Origin of the sequence: Blastococcus aurantiacus (genome assembly GCF_900102425.1) — a bacterium.
Classification (GTDB): Bacteria; Actinomycetota; Actinomycetes; order Mycobacteriales; family Geodermatophilaceae; genus Blastococcus; species Blastococcus aurantiacus.
The window spans coordinates 246,578-266,349 of sequence record NZ_FNBT01000006.1; the positions used below are offsets into that span (position 1 = coordinate 246,578).

The window sequence follows — 19,772 nt, forward strand, 5'->3', positions numbered from 1 at the left end:
GGCCATGGGTAGCGTTCGACGGGTGCGCGTGCTCGTGATCGGTTCCGGTGCCCGGGAGCACGCTCTGTGCGTGGCTCTGACGTCCGACCCCGCCGTCGAGGCGCTGGCCTGCGCGCCCGGCAACGCCGGCACCCGTGCGCTGGCCGAGTCGCAACCCGTCGACGTCCGCGACCCCGACGCGATCGCCGCCCTGGCGCGGACGTGGCAGGCCGACCTCGTCGTCATCGGCCCCGAGGTCCCGCTGGTGGCCGGCGCGGCCGACGCCGTCCGCGACGCGGGCATCGCCTGCTTCGGCCCGTCCGAGCAGGCGGCCCAGCTGGAGGGCAGCAAGTCCCTCGCCAAGCACGTGATGACCGCGGCCGGCGTGCCCACCGCGCAGGCCTGGCCCGTCGGCGGGCCGGCCGAGCTGGAGACGGCGCTCGACGAGGTGGCCGCGCTGACCGGCGGCGCGCCCTGGGTGGTGAAGGACGACGGCCTGGCCGCGGGCAAGGGCGTGCTGGTGACGCCGGACCGCGACGCTGCCGCCGCGCACGGGCGCGCCGTCCTGGACGCCGGGGGAGCGGTGCTGGTCGAGGAGTACCTCGACGGCCCGGAGGTGTCGCTGTTCGCCGTCACCGACGGGACGACGGTGCTGCCGCTGGTGCCCGCGCAGGACTTCAAGCGCCGGGACGAAGGCGACGGCGGACCCAACACCGGCGGCATGGGCGCCTACGCGCCGCTGCCCTGGGCGCCCGCCGGGCTGGTCGAGGACGTGCTCGCCACCGTGCTGCAGCCCACCGTCGACGAGATGGCCCGCCGCGGTGAGCCGTTCAGCGGGCTGCTCTACGCGGGGCTGGCGCTGACCTCGCGCGGCGTGCGGGTGGTCGAGTTCAACGCGCGGTTCGGGGATCCCGAGACCCAGGTCGTGCTGCCGCTGCTGGCGACGCCGTTGGCCGGCCTGCTGCACGCGGCGGCGACCGGCACCCTCGCCGGCCACCCGCCGCTGGAGTGGCGCGCCGGCTCCGCCGTCACGGTGGTGGTCGCCGCGCCCGGATACCCGGAGGCGCCGCGCACCGGCGACCCGGTGACCGGTGCCGACGGCGAGGGCGTGCTGCACGCCGGCACCGCCCTGGCCGACGACGGCAGCGTGGTGTCCGCCGGCGGTCGCGTCCTGGCCGTGACGGCAGTGGGAGACGACCTCGCCGCCGCGCGGCAGACCGCCTACGAGCGGGTGGCCGGCGTGCGACTGGCCGGGGCGCACTGGCGCACCGACATCGCCCTGGCCGCCGTCGAGGGGCGGATCGCCGTCCGCTAGCTGTACCGGTTCGCGTAGTAGGTCAGGTCGACGTCCCCGTCCGCGTCGACGACCTGCTCGCCGGCCTCCAGCTCTTCGGCCCAGCGGGTGAGCCAGCCCTCGAAGCGCCGCGTCTCGACCTCGCCGCCCTCCACGTGGTCGCGGAAGAGCACCTCGCCGGTGACGGCGTCGAGGCAGTAACCGTTGCCCGAACCGTCGGCGGTGAAGCTCACCCAGGAAGGCCGCCACCAGTCGTCGAGCGCGCCACGTTCGTCGCTGATCTCCTTCATCATCGTCCACTCCCCAACGATGGAGGCCGCGTCGAGCAGCTCGTGGCCTTCCGTGATCGCGGTGACGGCCTCGCCCTGCCCGTCGTGGCGGGCCAGCGACCGGCGCAGCGGTGCCGGGATCGGCCGGCCGATCACCTCCTCGAGCGCGCGGAGCGCCTCCTCGCTCGCGCCGGGGGACAAGGCGCCGTTGCCCAGCGGGTGGTGCTCGGCGAACCAGCGCTCGATCCGCTCCCACGCGGCGTCGACCGCCGCCTCGCCCTCGACGTCGGGTTCGGGCCGCCGCTCCAGCGGCTGGTACCGCAGCAGGTACGTGGTGCCGGGCACCAGGCCTTCCGCGAGCACGTGCGGGGCGATCCCGCCTTCGACGAGCTCGACCTGGCGGCCGCCCCCGTCGACGTCGAGACGGACGTGGAACAGGAACCGCGTGAGCCGCTCGAGCGTCGCGCCGAGCCGGGGGCGCGCCGCCTCGTCGAGCACCCCGACGCCGCCGTCGGTCCGGGCCAGCTGCAGCAGCTGGTCCGGGCGTCGGCGCCAGCGGCTGACCCGAACGGGCCACTCGCCGGCGCGTTCGACGTCGTCGGCGATTCCCTCGGCCTTGATCCGGTGCAGGCCCTCCCCGCGCAGGACGAGCTTCGTCATGCCCCGGACCGTAGGGGCCCGGCGGACCGCCCGGGCCGTTCCGGAAGGGCTTCATCCGTTCGGCCGACAGGGACGTCGGCATCCACCGGGGCGGCCCGGCACGCGGGTGCGAGAGGATGGGCCCGTGGCGCGACGAGCAGACCAGGCCGAAGCGGTGTTCGCATGATCGACCGGTACACGCTCCCCGAGATGGGGCGCGTCTGGAGCGATCAGCACAAGTACGAGCTGTGGTGCCGCGTGGAGACGCTGGTGCTCGAGGCGCACGCCGCCGCGGGCCGGGTGCCCGCTGACGTCGTCGAGCCGGTGCGCAACGCGCCCCCGCCTACGCCGGAGCGGGTCGCGGAGATCGAGGAGACGACGCAGCACGACGTCATCGCCTTCCTCACCGCCTGGGCGGACAACACCGAGCCGCGCTCGGCCGCCGCCTACGTGCACCACGGCATGACGTCGTCCGACCTGCTGGACACCGCGCTCGCCGTCCAGCTCACCGACGCGACCGACGTCCTGCTCGCCAAGGCCGACCGGTTGGTGGCCGCGCTGCGCGACCACGGGCTGGCGCACCGCTCCACGATCCGGGTGGGCCGCACCCACGGGGTGCACGCCGAGCCCGTCGTCTGGGGGCACCGGGTCGCCGACCTCGCCTTCGCCATGGCGCGCTCGCGCGACCGGCTGCGGGCGGCGCGCGAGCGCGTCGGCGTCGTCGCCATCTCCGGCGCCGTCGGCACGTACTCGCTGATCGACCCCTCCGTCGAGGTGGCCGTGGCCGAGGCGCTGCAGCTGAAGCCGGCGGACGCCTCGACCCAGGTGGTGCTGCGCGACTCGATCTCCGAGTGGGTCTCGGCCCTCGCGGTGATCGCCACCGTCTGCGAGGCGATCGCCCTGGAGGTCCGGCACGGGCAGCGCACCGAGGTGCGCGAGCTGTCGGAGGCGTTCGGGTCGGGCCAGAAGGGCTCGAGCGCGATGCCGCACAAGAAGAACCCGATCCGCTCCGAGCGCATCGCCGGGCTGGCCCGGGTCGTGCGCGCGGCGATCGTGCCGGTCATGGAGGGCATCCCGCTCTGGCACGAGCGCGACATCTCGCACTCCTCCACCGAGCGGGTGTTCCTGCCCGACGCCGCGATCACCACCGACTACCTGCTGCACCTGACCACGGGCCTGGTCGAGAACCTCGTCGTGGACGCCGACCGGATGCGGGCCAACCTGGAGTCGACCGGCGGGCTGATCTACACGTCGTCGGTGCTGCTGGAGCTGGTCGAGGGCGGGCTCTCCCGCGAGGACGCCTACTCGCTGGTGCAGACGGCGGCCATGGAGACGTGGAACAGCGGGACGCCCTTCCGGGAGACGCTGCGCGCGCGGGCGTCGGCATCCGGGGTGGCGCTGGACGAGGCGCGGCTGGACGAGATCTGCCGGCCCGAGCGCTACGTGGCCAACCTGGGCCCGCTGTTCGACCGGCTCGCGGCGCTGTCGTGAGCGTGGACCTGCCCCTCATCGCCCGCGGCAAGGTGCGGGAGGTCTACGACGCCGGTGCCGACCGCCTGCTGCTGGTCGCCTCGGACCGGATCTCGGCCTACGACTGGGTGCTGCCCACGCCGATCCCGGACAAGGGGCGCGTGCTCACCCAGCTGTCGGTGTGGTGGTTCGACCAGCTGACGCCGGTGCTGGCGCAGTTCGGCGCGACGCACCACCTGGTGTCGGCGGAGGACGTGCCTCCCGACGTCGCCGGGCGGTCGATGCTGGTGCGGCGGCTGGAGATGCTGCCCGTCGAGTGCGTGGCGCGCGGCTACCTCTCCGGCGGCGGCACCGCGGAGTACGAGCGCACCGGCTCGATCCGCGACGTCGTCCTGCCGGCGGGGCTGGTCGAAGGCTCGCAGCTGCCGGCTCCGGTTTTCACGCCGTCGACCAAGGCCGAGATCGGCGAGCACGACGAACCGATCGACTTCCCTCGGGTGGTCTCGCTCATCGGTGCCGAGCGCGCGGAGGAGCTGCGGGAGCTGACGCTGGCGCTGTACCGGCGCGGTGCGGAGATCGCCCGGGACGCCGGCATCGTGCTGGCGGACACCAAGTTCGAGTTCGGGCTCGGTTCCGACGGCGGGCTCGTGCTCGGCGACGAGGTGCTCACCCCCGATTCGTCCCGCTTCTGGCCGGCGTCCTCCTGGTCCCCGGGGTCGGTGCAGCCCTCCTACGACAAGCAGTTCGTCCGCGACTGGCTGACGTCGTCGGGCTGGGACCGCGCCTCCGAGCCGCCCGAGCTGCCCGACGACGTCGTCGCAGCCACGCGTGAGCGCTACGTCACCGCCTACGAGCGACTCACCGGTACGACGTTCGCCTAGGTGATCGGCCGGGTCAGCGGTAGGTGATCCGGGTGCCGGCGGCGCTGATCATGATCGTGCCGCCCTGGAACGTCTGCACGTAGGAGCCCACCCACAGGATCTCGGCGCTGGTCGGGTAGCCGAGTCGGCCGGTCTCCCACCGCTGGCGGGCCCAGGCGTCCCGGATGCCGCCGACGACGGGGTGCGCTCCGGAGGCCGGCGACCAGTAGATGGCGCCGCCCTGGAACTCCTGGAAGCAGCCGCCGCCGCGCAGCCCGCAGCGCTCGCTGCCGACGGGGTACCCGAGCCGCCCGGTCTCCGAGCCCCGGTCGGCCCATCCGTCGCGGATGGCACCGAGGACGACGTGGGCGCCGCTCGCGGGCGACCAGTAGATGGAGCCGCCCTGGAACTGCTGGAAGCAGCCGCCGCTCCGGAGCACGCAGGCCTCACCGGCGGTGGGGTAGCCCAGGCGCCCGGTCTCCCAGCCCTGCTTGGCGTAGGCGGTGCGGATGGCTCCGAGGACCGGCTGGGCGCCGGTGGTGCGGGACCAGTAGACGAGCCCGCCCTGGAAGGTCTGGACGCACCCGCCGTCGCGCAGGCGGCAGTTCTCGGCGGCCGTCGGGTACCCGAGCCGCCCCTTCCGACCTCCAGCGGCCTCCCAGCCGAGGGTCATGACGGAGCGGACGACACGGGCCGGCGTGGACCGGGACGTCCAGATGGTGCCGCCCTGGAAACCCTGGGCGCAGCCGCCGTCCTGCGGATCGCAGTGGAAGCCGTTGCGCGGGAAGCCGAGGGCGCCGCGGGCACCACCCGCGCCGGTGTAGACCGGAACCACGTCGCCCTCGACGGTCCAGGGGGCGCGACCGTTCTGCTGGAGGATCAGCCCGTTCCGGTGGTCCTGCTGCCGGCCACCCGGGATCACCCGTTCCGCGACCGTGACCGGGCCGAGGTAGCTGCGGGCGCCGCCGATGTCCTGGTAGAGCCGGATGATGTCGGTGAGCACGCCGGGCGTGCCCCGGCCCGCGCCGGAGAGAGGGCTCGGCGGGACGACGGAGGTCGCCGTGGACGGCTCGACGGACTGTACCTGGTAGCTGTACTGCCGGCCGGTGACCAGCCCCGGGTCGACGATCTCGGCCCGCGGGGTGGTGGCCACGAGCACGCCGTCGCGGTAGACGTTCCACGGACCGGGGCCGACGCGTTCCCACCAGCTCACCGAGAGGGAGGTCGGGCTGTCCGTCAGGTGGACGACCGGCGTCGAGGGGGTGGACAGCTGCGCCTGCCGGAACACCATGCGCGACGACGGCGGACCTCCCAGGCCCTCCGCGCTCACGCTGGCGACCCGGTACCCGTACTGGGTGTCGGGGGAGAGCCCCGCGTCGGTCCAGCCCAGCTCCGACGTCGTGTGGACGAGGACGCTGCGGCGGAACACCTGGTAGGCCACCGCACCCGGAGCCGCGGACCAGGCCAGCGTGGCCCGGTTCGCGTCCGCGGGCCCGATGGTGAGGCCGGTCGGCGCGAGCACATCGGCCCACAGCGTGACCGCGACCGTGCCGGCGGCGATGTTCCCCTGGCCGTCGGTGACCCTGTACGTGAAGGAGTCCGCGCCCCCGTTGACGGCGGTCGGCCGGTAGACGATCTGGCCATCTCGGAGCGAGGTGGTGCCCTTGGTGGCCGCGGTGACCGCGGTGTAGCTGAGCGGATCACCGTCGGGATCGGTGTCGTTGGCGAGGGCGGGGACGACGACGTCGGTCCCTGCGGCGGCGCTGCTGATCCGCACGACGTCGTGCACGGCTACCGGCGCCCGGTTGGCCGCCGACGCCGGTGCGGCGGGCAGGAGGACCAGGGCGGCGGCCACGGCCGCGATCCACGAACGCACATCGACTCCTCGGCGGGGCGCTCCTGCCCGGCTTTCCACCAGCTCAGGGCCCCCGTCGGGGAGGAGGCGGCTCAGTGTGCACAGCTCGGCGGCCGCTGGGAAGGAAAATCGTCCGGGTACTCTCGGCGGCGTGTCCCGGGTGGTCGTCGACGTGGTCCTCAAGCCGGAGATCTCCGACCCCCAGGGGCAGGCGGTCCTCGGCGCGCTCGGCCGGCTCGGCCACGACAGCGTGCGCAGCGTCCGCCAGGGCAAGCACTTCGTGCTCGAGGTCGACGGCACCCCCGACGAGGCCGAGCTGAAGCAGATCGCCGAGACGCTGCTGGCCAACCCGGTCATCGAGGACGTCGAACTGCACCTCCCCACCGACTGAGAGAGACCCTCGCCGTGCGCATCGGTGTCATCACCTTCCCGGGCTCCCTGGACGACGTCGACGCCGCCCGCGCGGTGCGCCTCGCCAGCGGTGAGCCGGTCGCGCTCTGGCACGGCGACCACGACCTCAAGGACGTCGACGCCGTCGTCCTGCCCGGTGGCTTCTCCTACGGCGACTACCTGCGCGCCGGGGCCATCGCCGCGCGCTCGCCGCTGATGCAGGACGTCGTGACCGCCGCGCACGGCGGGCTCCCCGTGCTCGGCATCTGCAACGGCTTCCAGGTGCTGTGCGAGGCCGGTCTGCTGCCCGGGGCGCTGACCCGCAACAGCCACCTGCACTTCCGCAACCGCGACCAGCTGCTCCGCGTCGAGCGTGCCGACACCGCCTGGACCAGCGACTACAGCGAGGGTCAGCAGATCCTCATCCCGGTGAAGAACGGCGAGGGTCGCTACGTGGGCTCTGACGCCGACCTCGACCGCCTCGAGGGCGAGGGTCGCGTTGTCTTCCGCTACGTCGGCGGCAACCCCAACGGCTCGAGCAGGGACATCGCCGGCGTCACCAGCGAGAACGGCCGGGTCGTCGGCCTCATGCCACACCCGGAGCACGCGGTCGAGGACCTCACCGGCCCGAGCACCGACGGGCTCGGCTTCTTCACCAGCATCCTGAAGGCGGTTGTCAGCGCGTGACGATGGGCGACACGGCGGGGCAGGCGAGCGCGGCCGCTGGGCTCTCCGACCTGGACACCGGCCCCGGCCGGCTGCAGCACCGGCTGGACACCGTCGACCTCGCGGCGAGCACCCCGGACGACGAGCAGCCCTACGCGGAGCTGGGCCTCAAGGCCGACGAGTACGCCCGCATCAAGGAGATCCTCGGCCGCCGCCCCACCACGGCCGAGCTCGCGATGTACAGCGTCATGTGGAGCGAGCACTGCTCCTACAAGAGCTCCAAGGTGCACCTGCGCCGGTTCGGCGACCTCCCGAAGAGCGACGCGCTGCTCGTCGGCATCGGCGAGAACGCCGGGGTGGTCGACGTGGGCGAGGGCTACGCGGTCACCTTCAAGGTGGAGAGCCACAACCACCCGAGCTACGTCGAGCCCTACCAGGGCGCGGCCACCGGCGTCGGCGGCATCGTCCGCGACATCCTGACCATGGGCGCCCGGCCGATCGCGGTCATGGACAGCCTCCGCTTCGGCCGCGCGGACGCCCCGGACACCGCCCGGGTGCTGCCCGGCGTCGTCGCCGGCGTCGGCGGCTACGGCAACTGCCTCGGCCTGCCCAACATCGGCGGCGAGCTGCTCTTCGACGAGTGCTACACCGGCAACCCGCTGGTCAACGCTCTGTGCGTCGGCGTGATGAAGCACGAGGACGTCCACCTGGCCAAGGCCGAGGGTGCCGGCAACAAGGTCATCCTCTTCGGTGCCCGCACCGGCGGCGACGGCATCGGCGGCGTCTCCGTGCTGGCCAGCGAGACGTTCGACGCCGAGGGCCCGGCCAAGCGCCCCGCCGTCCAGGTGGGCGACCCGTTCACGGAGAAGCTGCTCATCGAGGCCTGCCTGGAGCTGTTCGCGCAGGACCTGGTCACCGGCATCCAGGACCTCGGCGGCGCGGGCCTGTCCTGCGCCACGAGCGAGCTGGCCAGCGCGGGCACCGGCGGCATGCACGTCGACCTCGACACCGTCCCGCTGCGCGACAGCAGCCTGACGCCCGCCGAGATCCTGATGAGCGAGTCGCAGGAGCGCATGTGCGCGATCGTCGAGCCGGGCAAGGTCGAGCAGTTCCTCGCCGTCTGCCGCAAGTGGGACGTCCGGGCCGCCGTCATCGGTGAGGTCACCGACGGCGACCGGCTCACCGTCGACTGGCACGGCGAGCGCATCGTCGACGTCCCGCCGCGGACCGTCGCCCACGAGGGCCCGGTCTACGAGCGCCCCATGGCCCGGCCGGCCGACCTGGACGCGCTGCAGGCCGACGACCCGGCCCGCCTGCCCCGGCCCACCACGCCGGCCGAGCTGCAGGCGCACTGGCTGGCCGTGGTCAGCAGCCCGGACGGGGCCGACAAGAGCTGGGTCACCGAGCAGTACGACCGCTACGTGCGCGGCAACACGGTGCTCGCCCAGCCCGAGGACGCCGGCGTCGTCCGCATCGACGAGCAGTCGAACCGCGGCATCGCCCTCTCCCTGGACGGCAACGCCCGCTTCGCCCGCCTCGACCCCTACGCCGGGACGCAGCTCAACCTCGCCGAGGCCTACCGCAACGTCGCGGCCACCGGCGCGAAGCCGCTGGCGGTCACGAACTGCCTCAATTTCGGCTCCCCGGAGAACCCCGAGGTCATGTGGCAGTTCGCCGAGGCCGTCCGCGGCCTGGCGGACGGCTGCCGCGCGCTCGGCCTGCCGGTCACCGGGGGCAACGTGAGCCTCTACAACCAGACCGGCGACGTCGCAATCAACCCGACGCCGGTCATCGGTGTGCTCGGCGTGCACGAGGACGTCCGCACCCGCGTCCCGGCCGGCTGGCGGACGGCGGGTGAGACGGTCCTGCTGCTCGGCGAGACCCGACCCGAGTTCGGCGGCTCCGCCTGGGCGAGCGTCGTGCACGGCCACCTGGGCGGGCGCCCGCCGGCGCTGGACCTCGCGGCCGAGCGCGCCCTCGCCGACCTGCTCGCCGCGCTCGCGGCGCAGGGGCTGGTCGGCTCCGCCCACGACCTGGCCGACGGCGGCCTGGCCCAGGCGCTCACCGAGTCCGCGCTGCGCTACGGCACCGGCGCCCGCCTCGCCCTGGCCGGTGACGCGTTCACCGCCCTGTTCAGCGAGTCGACGGCGCGCGTCGTCGTCACGACCTCCGACCCCGGCGGCGTGAAGCGGGCCGCGGAATGGGCCGGCGTCCCGGTCACCGAGCTGGGGACGACGGGTGGCGACGCCCTGGTGCTCGACGGGGTGCTCGACGGGGTGCTCGACCTGCCGCTGGCCGAGCTGCGGGCGGCGTGGAGCGCCACCCTCCCGGCCCTGTTCGGCGGCCCGGAGCACAGCACGCCGTTCACCGTCCCGGCGGGAACCGTCCCGACCAGCTGATGGCCGGCACCGCCCCCATCCCCGCCGACGAGCTGCGCGCCGCCCTGGAGCCGGTGCGCGCGTGGCTCGACGGCGAGGGCGACCGGCCGCCACGGGCCGTCGTCGGCGCGGCCGTGAAGACGAGCGCCCGCTGGCTGGCCCAGCAGGTGCCCGGCCGGTCGGTGGAGCTGCGGGTGCCCCCGCACGTCGCCGTCCAGTGCATCGAGGGGCCGCGGCACACGCGGGGCACGCCGCCCAACGTCGTCGAGACCGACGCCGCCACCTGGCTGCGCCTGGCCAGCGGCCGGCTGACCTGGGCCGAGGCCGTCGCCGAGGGGAAGGTCAGCGCGAGCGGCAACCGCGCGGACCTCACCGGCCTGCTGCCCCTCCGGCCGCTGAGCCGCCCCTGACGGCCGTCGGGCATGCTCGACGCGGGGCGGACCGGCCGCCACCGCGCGGAGGTGTCATGCAGGCGTCGTTCACGCCCGACGGGGGCCTGCTGGTGCCGACGGCGACAGCAGCGAGCCCCTGGTCGGACGAGATGGTCAACGGCCACCACATCGGCGGCCTGGTGGCGTGGGGCGTCCAGCGCGACGAGCCGGATCCCGAGCTCCAGCTGTCCCGCATGACCGTCGACATGGTCCGCGCGGTGCCGATGCGGCCGCTGCGCGTCGAGACGCGCCCGGGCCGGGAAGGGCGCCGGCTGCGGGTCCTGGACGTCAGCGTCCTCGACGGGGACGTCGAGGTCATCCGGGGATCGGCGCTGCTGCTCCGCCGCTCCGAGCACCCGGATGCGGAGCCGTGGGCGCCCGAGCCCTGGGACGTGCCGCCGCCCGAGCAGATCGAGGGCCCGTCCGGCGGCCCGATGCCGTGGGAGATCCGCCGGATCACCGGCTGGGGCGAGGCCGGTCCGGGAAAGGTGTGGATGCGGGAGACGGCGGAGTTCGTCGCCGGGGAGCCGCTCACGCCGATGCTGCGCGCCGCGCTGATGGCCGACTTCACCAATCCGCTGGCCAACTCCGGTACGGGCGGGCTGGCCTTCATCAACGTCGACGTGACGATGTACCTGACGCGGGACCCGCGCGGGGAGTGGATCGGGCTGGAGAGCGCCGGCCACCTCGGAGCCGACGGCATCGGCTTCGGGACCACGTGGATGTACGACGTGGAGGGGCGCATCGGGCACTGCGTGGCCGCCGCCCTGCCCGACCCGAGGATCCAGGCCCGGCACGCCGCGCGCTGAGCCCCCGGACGCGCCGAACCCCGCCCGCCGGAGGGCGGACGGGGCTCGGCGACGGCGTCGGACGGGCGGCGGATCAGCCGCCGAACAGCGAGCTCGCCGTCTTCACCGTCTGGTAGAGGCCGTAGGCCAGCGGAACGCCCACGAGGGTCCACGCGAACGCGATGAGCCCGATTGGGGTGTGGGTGGGCTGCTGGTTCCCGGTCGAGGCGGAGTTCCCGGTCGAGGCGGCGGAGCTCATCGGACGGCGCTCGCTTCCTGGGTGGAGGGGGACGGGGCGGACTTCGGCTCGTGCCACTTGTCGGCGACGGGCTTGACCAGCAGGTTGGCGATGAAGCCGACGACCAGCAGGCCGACCATGATGAACAGCGCGGGCCGGTAGTCACCGGCCACCAGTTCGCCCGGCTCGCCCTCGGCCATGTCCAGCACGCCGTTGATGATCAGCGGACCGGCGATGCCGGCGGCCGACCACGCGGTCAGCAGCCGGCCGTGGATGGCGCCGACCTGGAACGTGCCGAACAGGTCGCGCAGGTACGCCGGAATCGTGGCGAAGCCACCGCCGTAGAAGCTGATGATCACGGCCGCCGTGAGCACGAAGATCCAGGTCGCCGTGCTGCCGAGCGTCGCCAGGATCACGTACAGGACGATGCCGACGCCGAGGTAGATCATGTAGATCGGCTTGCGGCCGATGTAGTCCGACGTGGACGACCACACGAACCGGCCGCCCATGTTGAACAGCGAGAGCAGCCCGACGAAGCCGGCGGCGGTCGCCGCCGCGACCGCGGAGGTCTCCCCGTCGCGGAAGAAGTCCTGGATCATCGGCGCCGCCTGCTCGAGGATGCCGATGCCCGCGGTCACGTTGCAGAACAGGACGATCCACAGCAGCCAGAACTGCGGCGTCCTGATCGCGTTGTCGGCCGAGACGTTGTCGGTGGTGACCAGGGCCTTCGACTTGACCGTCGACGGGTCGAACCCGTCGGGCTTCCAGCCGTCGGCGGGCACCCGGACGATGAGGGCGCCGAAGGACATGAAGAGGGCGTAGAGGACGGCGAGGGTGAGGAAGAGCAGCGCCACGGCCTCGCCGCTGGGGACGGTGCCGGCGGTGCCGTCGTAGTCGGGGTCGTAGAGGTTCATCAGCTGGCGGGACAGCGGCGAGGCGATGAGCGCGCCCCCGCCGAATCCCATGATCGCCATGCCGGTGGCCAGGCCCGGGCGGTCGGGGAACCACTTGATCAGCGTCGAGACCGGCGAGATGTAGCCGATGCCCAGGCCGATGCCGCCGATGACGCCGTAGCCCAGGTACAGCAGCCACAACTGTTCCGTGGCGATGCCGAGGGAGCCCACGAGGAAGCCGGTCACCCAGAAGACGGCGGAGGTGGCCATGGCCGCGCGGGGGCCGTTGCGGTCCACCCACTTGCCGAAGACGGCGGCGGAGAGCCCGAGCATGACGATCGCGATCGAGAAGATGATGCCGATCGCGGTGAGGCTGGTGTCGAAGTGCTCGACCAGCGCCGTCTTGTAGACGCTGGTGGCGTACGCCTGGCCGATGCACAGGTGGACGGCGAGCGCGGCCGGCGGGATCAGCCACCGGTTGAAGCCGGGCCGGGCGACGATGCGCTCGCGGGCCAGGAAGGCGGGAACGGCCACGGACAGGACCTCCGGGGACGGGGCGGCGGTGCGACCGGTCGGACGCGACCCGGCCGCGCACTGTCATGTGTGTCACAGCCGCAGAAAACGTACGACGACGTCCGGGTGCTCGCGCGTTCAAGCGGGCAGCCGTGATCCGCGCGTGACCGCCGGCGGGACGCAGGGCCGCCGGGTCGGACCGGGCCGCCCCGCATAGGCTCGCGCCATGGCCTACGAGGTGAAGGGCGTCGTCGCCCGCAGCAAGGGTGCGCCGGTCACGATCGAGACGATCCTGGTGCCCGACCCCGGTCCGGGCGAGGCGGTCGTCGACATCGCGGCGTGCGGGGTCTGCCACACCGATCTGCACTACCGCGAGGGCGGGATCAACGACGACTACCCGTTCCTGCTGGGCCACGAGGCCGCCGGCACCGTCGCCGCCGTGGGCGAGGGCGTCACCAACGTGGCGGTCGGCGACTACGTCGTCCTCAACTGGCGGGCCGTGTGCGGACAGTGCCGGGCCTGCCTCAAGGGCGAGCTCAAGTACTGCTTCGACACGCACAACGCCGCGCAGAAGATGACGCTGGCCGACGGCACGGAGCTGTCCCCGGCGCTCGGCATCGGCGCGTTCGCCGAGAAGACCCTGGTGCACTCGGGGCAGTGCACGAAGGTCGACCCGGCCGCCCCGCCGGCGTCCGCGGGCCTGCTCGGCTGCGGTGTCATGGCCGGTGTCGGTGCGGCGATCAACACCGGTGCCGTGCAGCGCGGCGAGAGCGTCGCGGTGTTCGGCTGCGGCGGGGTGGGGGACGCCGCGATCGCCGGCGCCAAGCTCGCCGGCGCGACGACGATCATCGCCGTCGACATCTCCGACACCAAGCTCGAGTGGGCGAAGAAGTTCGGCGCCACCCACACGGTGAACTCGAAGGACACCGACGCGGTCGAGGCGATCAAGGGCTTCACCGGCGGGTTCGGCGTGGACGTCGCCATCGACGCCGTCGGCCACCCCAAGGTCTTCGAGCAGGCGTTCTACGCCCGCGACCTCGCCGGCCGGGTCGTCATGGTGGGCGTCCCGACGCCGGACATGGAGATCACCCTGCCCGCGATCGAGATCTTCGGCCGCGGCGGGTCGATCAAGTCATCCTGGTACGGCGACTGCCTGCCCAGCCGCGACTTCCCGATGCTGGTCGACCTGTACCTGCAGGGCCGGTTCGACCTCGACGCGTTCGTCTCCGAGACGATCGGGCTGGACGACGTCGAGGCCGCGTTCGAGAAGATGCACAAGGGCGAGGTCCTGCGCAGCGTGGTCGTCCTGTGAGCGCCCGCATCGACAAGGTCGTCGTCAGCGGGGTCTTCTCCCTCGACGGGCAGGACTTCGACGTCGACAACAACGTCTGGCTCGTCGGCGACGACGACGAGGTGCTGGTGATCGACGCCCCGCACGACGCGGCCCCGATCGTCGAGGCCATCGGCGGCCGGCGAGTGACCGCGATCGTGCTCACCCACGGGCACAACGACCACATCACCGCCGCACCGGCGCTGCGCGAGGCCACCGGCGCACCCATCTGGTTCCACCCCGCCGACCGGATGCTCTGGGACATGACCCATGCCGGGACCGCGCCCGACCGGGAACTGGCCGCCGGGCTGCAGTTCCGGGTGGCTGGGACGACCCTCACCGCGCTGCACACCCCGGGGCACTCGCCGGGCAGCACCTGCCTGCACGCGGCAGACCTGACCACGGTGTTCACCGGCGACACGCTGTTCTGCGGCGGCCCCGGGGCGACCGGCCGCTCGTTCAGCGACCACCCGGCGATCCTGAACTCGATCCGCGGCCAGCTGTTCAGCCTGCACGGCGACACCGTGGTGCGGACCGGCCACGGCGACGACACCACGATCGCCGCGGAGCTCCGCACCGTCGGGTAGTCCCCTCACCCCAGGGCCACGATGGCCATTCCGGCCCTAGAGGAGACGGCGGGTGGCGGCGGAGGCGAAGCCCAGCCAGGTGTGCCGGTTGCCGGCCCAGCACCAGCCGACCTTCGGGGCCCCGCGGCGGGCCTTCCCGTCCCGTCCGGTGCCGTTGCTGATCCAGAGGGCGGGCGTCCGCGCGTCCAGCTGCCCGTCCGGACGGCGCAGCCGCGAGCCGATCGTCATGAAGCACCTGTTGCGGGCCAGGACGTCGGGGCACTGCAGCAGCCAGGCGATGCCCTCGGGCAGGGTCAGCGGCGTCCGGACGGCACGGACGATCGCGGGGAGCGCCTCGTCGGGGCTCCAGTTGGCCATGGAGTCCCCGCGGTCCAGCCCGGCGACGGCGTAGACCGGGCCGTCCGGCACCTCCACCCCCGCGATCGGGGCGAAGGCGTCGACGTCGGTCATGTCCTCGACGACGAAGCCCTCCTTCCCGTCCAGGCGGAGCAGCGGGGCCAGGGCCGAGGGCGGTGCCAGTGCGGGGGAGACGACGAGCAGCGCGCCGTCGACCGCCGCTCCGGCGGCGTCCCGCAGTTCAGCGGCGGAGAGGCCCGCCCGCTCGTGCACGCCGAGGGCGACGAGGCGTTCGGCCTGGTGGGCGGGGGAGGGCAGCGACCGGGTGGCGGGGGCGGGCGGGGTGGTGACGGGCACGAAGACCTCCGGGGCGACGGCGGACACCGCTCAACGCGCGACCCGCTGGGCTGGTTCCCAGGCGCGACACGGCGGATGAGCAGCGCGAACACGCCGGAAGGGTGACCGGATCCACCCCTCCGGGGCCCGGCAACGGCCGCGGCGCCGGTACGGTGGGCGGGTGCCTCGCGGTGATGGACGGCTGACGCACGACCTCGACCCCCAGTCTCCCGGCCCCCAGGACGCCTGCGGCGTCTTCGGTGTCTGGGCGCCGGGGGAGGAGGTCGCGAAGCTGACCTATTTCGGTCTGTACGCCCTCCAGCACCGTGGTCAGGAGGCGGCCGGCATCGCGGTGTCCGACGGCACGTCCGTCGTCGTCTACAAGGACCTCGGGCTGGTCAGCCAGGTCTTCGACGAGGCGACGCTGGGCAGCCTGCGGGGACACCAGGCCGTCGGCCACACCCGCTACTCCACGACGGGCGCCTCCACCTGGGAGAACGCGCAGCCCACGTTCCGCACGACCGAGGCCGGCACCGGCCTGGCGCTCTGCCACAACGGGAACCTGGTCAACACCGCCGAGCTGGCCGTCAAGGCCGCCGACGCCGGTGTGCCGGGCGCCTTCGTGGCGACCAACGACTCCGACCTGATCACCGCGCTCATCGCCGCCCGCCCCGACCTCTCGGTCGAGGCCGCCGCGATGGAGGTGCTGCCGCAGCTGCGCGGCGCCTTCAGCCTCACCTTCATGGACGAGGACACCCTCTACGCCGCCCGCGACCCGCAGGGCGTCCGCCCGCTGGTGCTGGGCCGGCTGGAGCGCGGCTGGGTCGTCGCCAGCGAGACCGCGGCGCTGGACATCGTGGGCGCCTCCGTCGTGCGCGAGGTCGAGCCCGGCGAGCTGATCGCGATCGACGAGAACGGGCTGCGCAGCCAGCACTTCGCGCCGGCCCAGCCCAAGGGCTGCGTCTTCGAGTACGTCTACCTGGCCCGGCCGGACACCACGATCTCCGGTCGTGGCGTGCATGCGGCCCGCGTGGAGATCGGCCGGCGGCTGGCCAAGGAGCACCCGGTCGAGGCCGACCTGGTGATCCCGGTGCCGGAGTCGGGCACCCCTGCCGCGGTCGGGTACGCGCAGGCCTCCGGCATCCCCTACGGCCTGGGGCTGGTCAAGAACTCCTACGTCGGGCGCACGTTCATCCAGCCGAGCCAGACCATCCGGCAGCTGGGCATCCGCCTGAAGCTCAACCCGCTGCGCGACGTCATCCGGGGCAAGCGCCTGGTCGTCGTCGACGACTCGATCGTCCGCGGCAACACCCAGCGCGCCCTCGTCCGGATGCTGCGCGAGGCCGGTGCCGTGGAGGTGCACGTCCGCATCGCCTCGCCGCCGGTCAAGTGGCCGTGCTTCTACGGCATCGACTTCGCCAGCCCGGCCGAGCTGGTGGCCAACGGCCTGGACATCGACGGCGTGCGCGCGTCCATCAACGCCGACTCCCTCGGCTACGTCTCCGAGCAGGGCCTGATCGCCGCGACCGAGCAGCCGGCCAACCGGCTCTGCACCGCCTGCTTCACCGGGAAGTACCCCATCCCGCTGGAGCAGCCGGAGGTGCTCGGCAAGCACGTGCTGGAGGGCATCGGCAACCGTGCCCTCACCGGGTGGACCGGTCAGCAGGCCGGCAGCGCGACGGTCCCCGGCGGCGCCGAGGACGCCCTGCTCCGCCCGTGAGCGCCGAGCAGTTCACCTACGCGGCCTCCGGCGTCGACATCGACGCCGGGGAGCGCGCCGTGACGCTGATGAAGGCCGCGGTCGAGAAGACCAACCGGCCCGAGGTGGTCGGCGGCCTCGGCGGGTTTGCCGGCCTGTTCGCCCTGGACACCGCGAAGTACCGGAAGCCCCTGCTGGCCTCGTCCACCGACGGCGTCGGCACGAAGATCGCGCTGGCCCGCCAGCTCGACCGGCACGACACCGTCGGCATCGACCTGGTCGCCATGGTCGTCGACGACCTGGTCGCCTGCGGCGCCGAGCCGCTGTTCCTCCAGGACTACGTGGCCTGCGGCAAGGTCGTCCCCGAGCGGATCGCCTCGATCGTCACGGGCATCGCCGCCGGCTGCACCCTCGCCGGCGCGGCCCTGGTCGGCGGGGAGACCGCCGAGCACGGCGACCTCATGGACGCCGAGGAGTACGACCTCGCCGCGACCGCCGTGGGCGTGGTCGAGGCCGACGCCGTCCTGGGGCCCGAGCGGGTGCGCGCGGGCGACGCCGTGGTCGCGATGGCCTCCAGCGGCTTCCACTCCAACGGCTACTCGCTGGTGCGCCGCGTCGTCGCCGCGGCGGGCCTGGACCTGCACGCCACCCCGGCCGGGCTCGCGCGCCCGCTGGGGGAGGAGCTGCTGGAGCCGACCCGCATCTACGCCCTCGACTGCCTCGCGCTCGTCGCGCGGCACGGCGTCGAGAACGTGCACGCCTTCGCGCACATCACCGGCGGCGGGCTCGCCGGCAACACCGCCCGCGTGGTGCCCGACGGGCTCGAGGCGGTGCTGGACCGGGCGACGTGGGCCCTGCCGCCCGCGGTGCGCCTGATGGAGGAGCACGGCGTCCCGCGCGAGGAGTCCGAGCGCGCGTTCAACTGCGGGGTCGGGATGGTCTCCGCCGTCGCCCCGGAGGTGGCCGACGACGTGGTCGCGCAGCTCACCGCCGCGGGCGTGCCCGCCTGGGTCGCCGGATCGCTTCAGGAGCGCACCGACGGCGGGGCCGCGGGAGCGCGCCTCGTCGGCACCTACCGCTGACGACGGGACTTCCTGTACCGAAAGTCCCGACGACCTCTGGGACTTGCTGTACCGAAAGTCCCTGGGCAACCCGGTGAGGGACGTCCCGACGGCACACGAGAGCACCGCCTCCCCGGGGGAAGGCGGTGCCTCGCGTCAGATGAGTGGGCTCAGCGTCGCCGCGTCAGCGGGTGGCGGCCCAGTCGTCTCCGGAGTCGTCGTCCGCCCAGCGGTCGGCGTACTCGTCGTCCTCATCCTCGTCGTCGTCATCCGTGGCCGCGCTGGGCGCGGTGTAGGTCGACGACGACCCGGCCAACTCCCGCTGCAGCGCGGTGAGGTCGGTGTTGGGTGAGCTGTACTTGAGCTCACGGGCCACGCGTGTCTGCTTGGCCTTCGCTCGGCCGCGCCCCATTGGCTCGACCCCCTCGTTACCGGAGTACGGCGGCCCAGCCCGCGGCTGGACGGCCCGCGTGGCGACCCCGACTGAGTGACTGTGTCTCGGCCAACCTTACGACACGGGTCGGCGGTGAGCACACGTCCCCTCCCCCGGACGGGGACGGCGGCCTCCGACTAGCCGGGCAGGCGGATGGTGGAGAGCCGGCCGACCGAGCGGATCCGCTCCTCGGCGAGCCGGTCGGCAGCGACGACCGGGGGGACCCCTTCGGCGTCAGCTGCGCCGAACACCCGCCGGGCCACGTCGAAGATCCCCGCGGCCCGGGCCTGAGCACGGGCGAAGGAGAAGCCGTGCCGCTCGTCCTCGACCTGGATGACGCCGCCGGCGTTCACCAGGTAGTCGGGGGCGTACAGGATGCCGCGGGCGACCAGCTGGTCAGCGACGTCCGGGGTGGCGAGCTGGTTGTTGGCGCCCCCGCAGACGATGCGGGCGGGGAGCGCGGCCACGGTGTCCGCGTCCAGGGCGCCCCCCAGGGCGCAGGGCGCATAGACGTCGTGCGGCGTCCGCACCAGCTCCGCGGTGTCGGCGACCGCCCGCACCGTGGAGTGCCGGGTGCGCACGCGGTCGACCGCCGCCGCGTCGACGTCGGTGACGACGAGCTCGGCGCCGTCGGCCACCAGCAGGTCGACCAGCTCGGAGCCGACCTTGCCGACGCCGGCCACCGCCACGGTGCGGCCGGCGAGCGACGGCTGCCCCCAGCAGTGCTCCGCGGCGGCGCGCATGCCCTGGAAGACGCCGTAGGCCGTGAGCACCGAGGAGTCGCCGCAGCCGCCGTAGGCCAGCGAGCGCCCGTGCGCGAACCGCGTCTCCCGGGCGACGACGTCGAGGTCGGCGTTGTAGGTGCCGACGTCGCAGGCGGTCAGGTAACGGCCGCCGAGCGCCTCGACGAACCGGCCGTAGGCACGCAGCAGCGCCTCGGTCTTGTCGGTGCGCGGATCGCCGATGATCACCGCCTTGCCGCCGCCGAGGTCCAGGCCGGCGAGGCTGTTCTTGTACGTCATCGCCCGGGACAGGCGCAGCGCGTCGGCGACGGCGGCGTCCTCGGTGGCGTAGGGGTGGAAGCGGGTGCCGCCCAGCGCCGGTCCCAGCGCGGTCGAGTGGATGGCGACGACCGCCCGCAGACCGGACTCCTCGTCGCTGCAGAAGACGACCTGCTCGTGGCCCGAGCCGAGAATGTCCACGGCGCCGAGGGTAGAACCACGGCACGGGCGTGCGGAGCGTCGCACCGGCCGGGCAGGACCAGCGCCGTCCCGCCAGGCATCATGTCCCGTTGGACACCCGGCGGAGGGCAGCGCTGCACCTCCGC

Annotated in this window: 19 protein-coding genes; 12 read left to right on the top strand and 7 right to left on the bottom strand. The window is 73.6% G+C overall.

Annotated features, from left to right (window positions below; genetic code table 11):
• The first annotated feature begins 4 nt into the window (after positions 1-4).
• Positions 5-1,294, top strand: a complete 1,290-nt coding sequence (purD, locus tag BLS70_RS14245; protein ID WP_255362475.1) for a phosphoribosylamine--glycine ligase — start codon at positions 5-7, stop codon at positions 1,292-1,294.
• Here purD and BLS70_RS14250 read toward each other — a convergent pair.
• Positions 1,291-2,202: an SMI1/KNR4 family protein gene (locus BLS70_RS14250; RefSeq protein ID WP_091769165.1), complete on the bottom strand. Its 912-nt coding sequence runs from the start codon at positions 2,200-2,202 to the stop codon at positions 1,291-1,293. The two genes, purD and BLS70_RS14250, sit on opposite strands and share 4 nt — an antisense overlap.
• Positions 2,203-2,364: 162 nt before the next feature.
• Here BLS70_RS14250 and purB point away from each other — a divergent pair, with 162 nt between their 5' ends.
• Together purB and BLS70_RS14260 are read left to right on the top strand one after the other, a co-directional pair.
• Positions 2,365-3,672 carry an adenylosuccinate lyase gene (gene purB / locus BLS70_RS14255; RefSeq protein WP_091769168.1) on the top strand — a complete coding sequence of 436 codons (1,308 nt, stop codon included), beginning with the start codon at positions 2,365-2,367 and terminating at the stop codon, positions 3,670-3,672.
• Complete coding sequence (locus BLS70_RS14260) at positions 3,669-4,532, top strand: phosphoribosylaminoimidazolesuccinocarboxamide synthase (RefSeq protein ID WP_091769171.1); 864 nt, start codon at positions 3,669-3,671, stop codon at positions 4,530-4,532. Before purB ends, BLS70_RS14260 begins: the two co-directional genes overlap by 4 nt.
• Before the next feature lie 13 nt (positions 4,533-4,545).
• On the opposite strand, the gene BLS70_RS14265 is transcribed toward BLS70_RS14260, so the two are convergent.
• A complete protein-coding gene (locus tag BLS70_RS14265; protein ID WP_091769174.1) occupies positions 4,546-6,387 on the bottom strand; it encodes an Ig-like domain-containing protein in 1,842 nt (613 codons plus the stop codon).
• A 130-nt stretch (positions 6,388-6,517) separates the two neighbouring features.
• Here BLS70_RS14265 and purS point away from each other — a divergent pair, with 130 nt between their 5' ends.
• The 5 genes from purS to BLS70_RS14290 are packed head-to-tail and all read left to right on the top strand — an operon-like array spanning position 6,518 to position 11,040.
• Complete coding sequence (gene purS / locus BLS70_RS14270; RefSeq protein ID WP_041776830.1) at positions 6,518-6,757, top strand: phosphoribosylformylglycinamidine synthase subunit PurS; 240 nt, start codon at positions 6,518-6,520, stop codon at positions 6,755-6,757.
• A 14-nt stretch (positions 6,758-6,771) separates the two neighbouring features.
• Positions 6,772-7,443, top strand: coding sequence for a phosphoribosylformylglycinamidine synthase subunit PurQ (gene purQ / locus BLS70_RS14275; protein ID WP_176946424.1), 672 nt, complete (start codon positions 6,772-6,774; stop codon positions 7,441-7,443).
• Between the two features lie 2 nt (positions 7,444-7,445).
• Complete coding sequence (gene purL / locus BLS70_RS14280; RefSeq protein WP_091769388.1) at positions 7,446-9,821, top strand: phosphoribosylformylglycinamidine synthase subunit PurL; 2,376 nt, start codon at positions 7,446-7,448, stop codon at positions 9,819-9,821.
• The gene (locus BLS70_RS14285) at positions 9,821-10,210 is read left to right on the top strand and encodes a sterol carrier family protein (RefSeq protein WP_091769177.1); all 390 of its coding nucleotides are present in this window, start codon (positions 9,821-9,823) and stop codon (positions 10,208-10,210) included. The genes purL and BLS70_RS14285 overlap by 1 nt, the downstream gene beginning before the upstream one ends.
• Before the next feature lie 56 nt (positions 10,211-10,266).
• Complete coding sequence (locus tag BLS70_RS14290; protein WP_091769180.1) at positions 10,267-11,040, top strand: thioesterase family protein; 774 nt, start codon at positions 10,267-10,269, stop codon at positions 11,038-11,040.
• A 73-nt stretch (positions 11,041-11,113) separates the two neighbouring features.
• Here BLS70_RS14290 and BLS70_RS20860 read toward each other — a convergent pair whose 3' ends face one another.
• Together BLS70_RS20860 and BLS70_RS14295 are read right to left on the bottom strand one after the other, a co-directional pair.
• Positions 11,114-11,278: an MFS transporter small subunit gene (locus tag BLS70_RS20860; protein WP_176946400.1), complete on the bottom strand. Its 165-nt coding sequence runs from the start codon at positions 11,276-11,278 to the stop codon at positions 11,114-11,116.
• Entirely contained in the window at positions 11,275-12,684 is a 1,410-nt protein-coding gene (locus BLS70_RS14295) for an OFA family MFS transporter (RefSeq protein WP_091769183.1), read from the bottom strand. The genes BLS70_RS20860 and BLS70_RS14295 overlap by 4 nt, the downstream gene beginning before the upstream one ends.
• Positions 12,685-12,889: 205 nt before the next feature.
• On the opposite strand from BLS70_RS14295, the gene BLS70_RS14300 reads away from it, so the two are divergent.
• Both BLS70_RS14300 and BLS70_RS14305 read left to right on the top strand, forming a co-directional pair.
• Complete coding sequence (locus BLS70_RS14300) at positions 12,890-13,975, top strand: S-(hydroxymethyl)mycothiol dehydrogenase (RefSeq protein ID WP_091769186.1); 1,086 nt, start codon at positions 12,890-12,892, stop codon at positions 13,973-13,975.
• Positions 13,972-14,580, top strand: coding sequence for an MBL fold metallo-hydrolase (locus tag BLS70_RS14305; protein WP_091769189.1), 609 nt, complete (start codon positions 13,972-13,974; stop codon positions 14,578-14,580). Before BLS70_RS14300 ends, BLS70_RS14305 begins: the two co-directional genes overlap by 4 nt.
• A 36-nt stretch (positions 14,581-14,616) precedes the next feature.
• On the opposite strand, the gene BLS70_RS14310 is transcribed toward BLS70_RS14305, so the two are convergent.
• On the bottom strand, positions 14,617-15,300 hold the full coding sequence (locus BLS70_RS14310) for a DUF5701 family protein (RefSeq protein WP_255362476.1): 684 nt from the start codon (positions 15,298-15,300) through the stop codon (positions 14,617-14,619).
• Between the two features lie 133 nt (positions 15,301-15,433).
• Between BLS70_RS14310 and purF the strand changes: the two genes are divergently transcribed.
• Together purF and purM are read left to right on the top strand one after the other, a co-directional pair.
• Positions 15,434-16,972: an amidophosphoribosyltransferase gene (gene purF / locus BLS70_RS14315; RefSeq protein ID WP_091769192.1), complete on the top strand. Its 1,539-nt coding sequence runs from the start codon at positions 15,434-15,436 to the stop codon at positions 16,970-16,972.
• A complete protein-coding gene (gene purM / locus BLS70_RS14320) occupies positions 16,969-18,033 on the top strand; it encodes a phosphoribosylformylglycinamidine cyclo-ligase (protein WP_091769195.1) in 1,065 nt (354 codons plus the stop codon). Before purF ends, purM begins: the two co-directional genes overlap by 4 nt.
• Before the next feature lie 163 nt (positions 18,034-18,196).
• Here the strand turns inward: purM and BLS70_RS14325 are convergent, their stop codons facing one another.
• Positions 18,197-18,424 (bottom strand): DUF3073 domain-containing protein, encoded by a 228-nt coding sequence (locus tag BLS70_RS14325; protein ID WP_091769198.1) that lies wholly within the window; start codon positions 18,422-18,424, stop codon positions 18,197-18,199.
• A 158-nt stretch (positions 18,425-18,582) separates the two neighbouring features.
• Positions 18,583-19,647, bottom strand: a complete 1,065-nt coding sequence (locus BLS70_RS14330) for a Glu/Leu/Phe/Val family dehydrogenase (RefSeq protein ID WP_091769201.1) — start codon at positions 19,645-19,647, stop codon at positions 18,583-18,585.
• Positions 19,648-19,772 lie beyond the last annotated feature (125 nt).

What these genes read in the sequence shown, in the direction of transcription:
- purD (WP_255362475.1), top strand. Translation starts at nt 5, where the DNA reads ATGGGTAGCGTTCGACGGGTGCGCGTGCTCGTGATCGGTTCCGGTGCC.
- BLS70_RS14250 (WP_091769165.1), bottom strand. Translation starts at nt 2,202, where the DNA reads ATGACGAAGCTCGTCCTGCGCGGGGAGGGCCTGCACCGGATCAAGGCC.
- purB (WP_091769168.1), top strand. Translation starts at nt 2,365, where the DNA reads ATGATCGACCGGTACACGCTCCCCGAGATGGGGCGCGTCTGGAGCGAT.
- purL (WP_091769388.1), top strand. Translation starts at nt 7,446, where the DNA reads ATGGGCGACACGGCGGGGCAGGCGAGCGCGGCCGCTGGGCTCTCCGAC.
- BLS70_RS14285 (WP_091769177.1), top strand. Translation starts at nt 9,821, where the DNA reads ATGGCCGGCACCGCCCCCATCCCCGCCGACGAGCTGCGCGCCGCCCTG.
- BLS70_RS14290 (WP_091769180.1), top strand. Translation starts at nt 10,267, where the DNA reads ATGCAGGCGTCGTTCACGCCCGACGGGGGCCTGCTGGTGCCGACGGCG.
- BLS70_RS20860 (WP_176946400.1), bottom strand. Translation starts at nt 11,278, where the DNA reads ATGAGCTCCGCCGCCTCGACCGGGAACTCCGCCTCGACCGGGAACCAG.
- BLS70_RS14300 (WP_091769186.1), top strand. Translation starts at nt 12,890, where the DNA reads ATGGCCTACGAGGTGAAGGGCGTCGTCGCCCGCAGCAAGGGTGCGCCG.
- BLS70_RS14325 (WP_091769198.1), bottom strand. Translation starts at nt 18,424, where the DNA reads ATGGGGCGCGGCCGAGCGAAGGCCAAGCAGACACGCGTGGCCCGTGAG.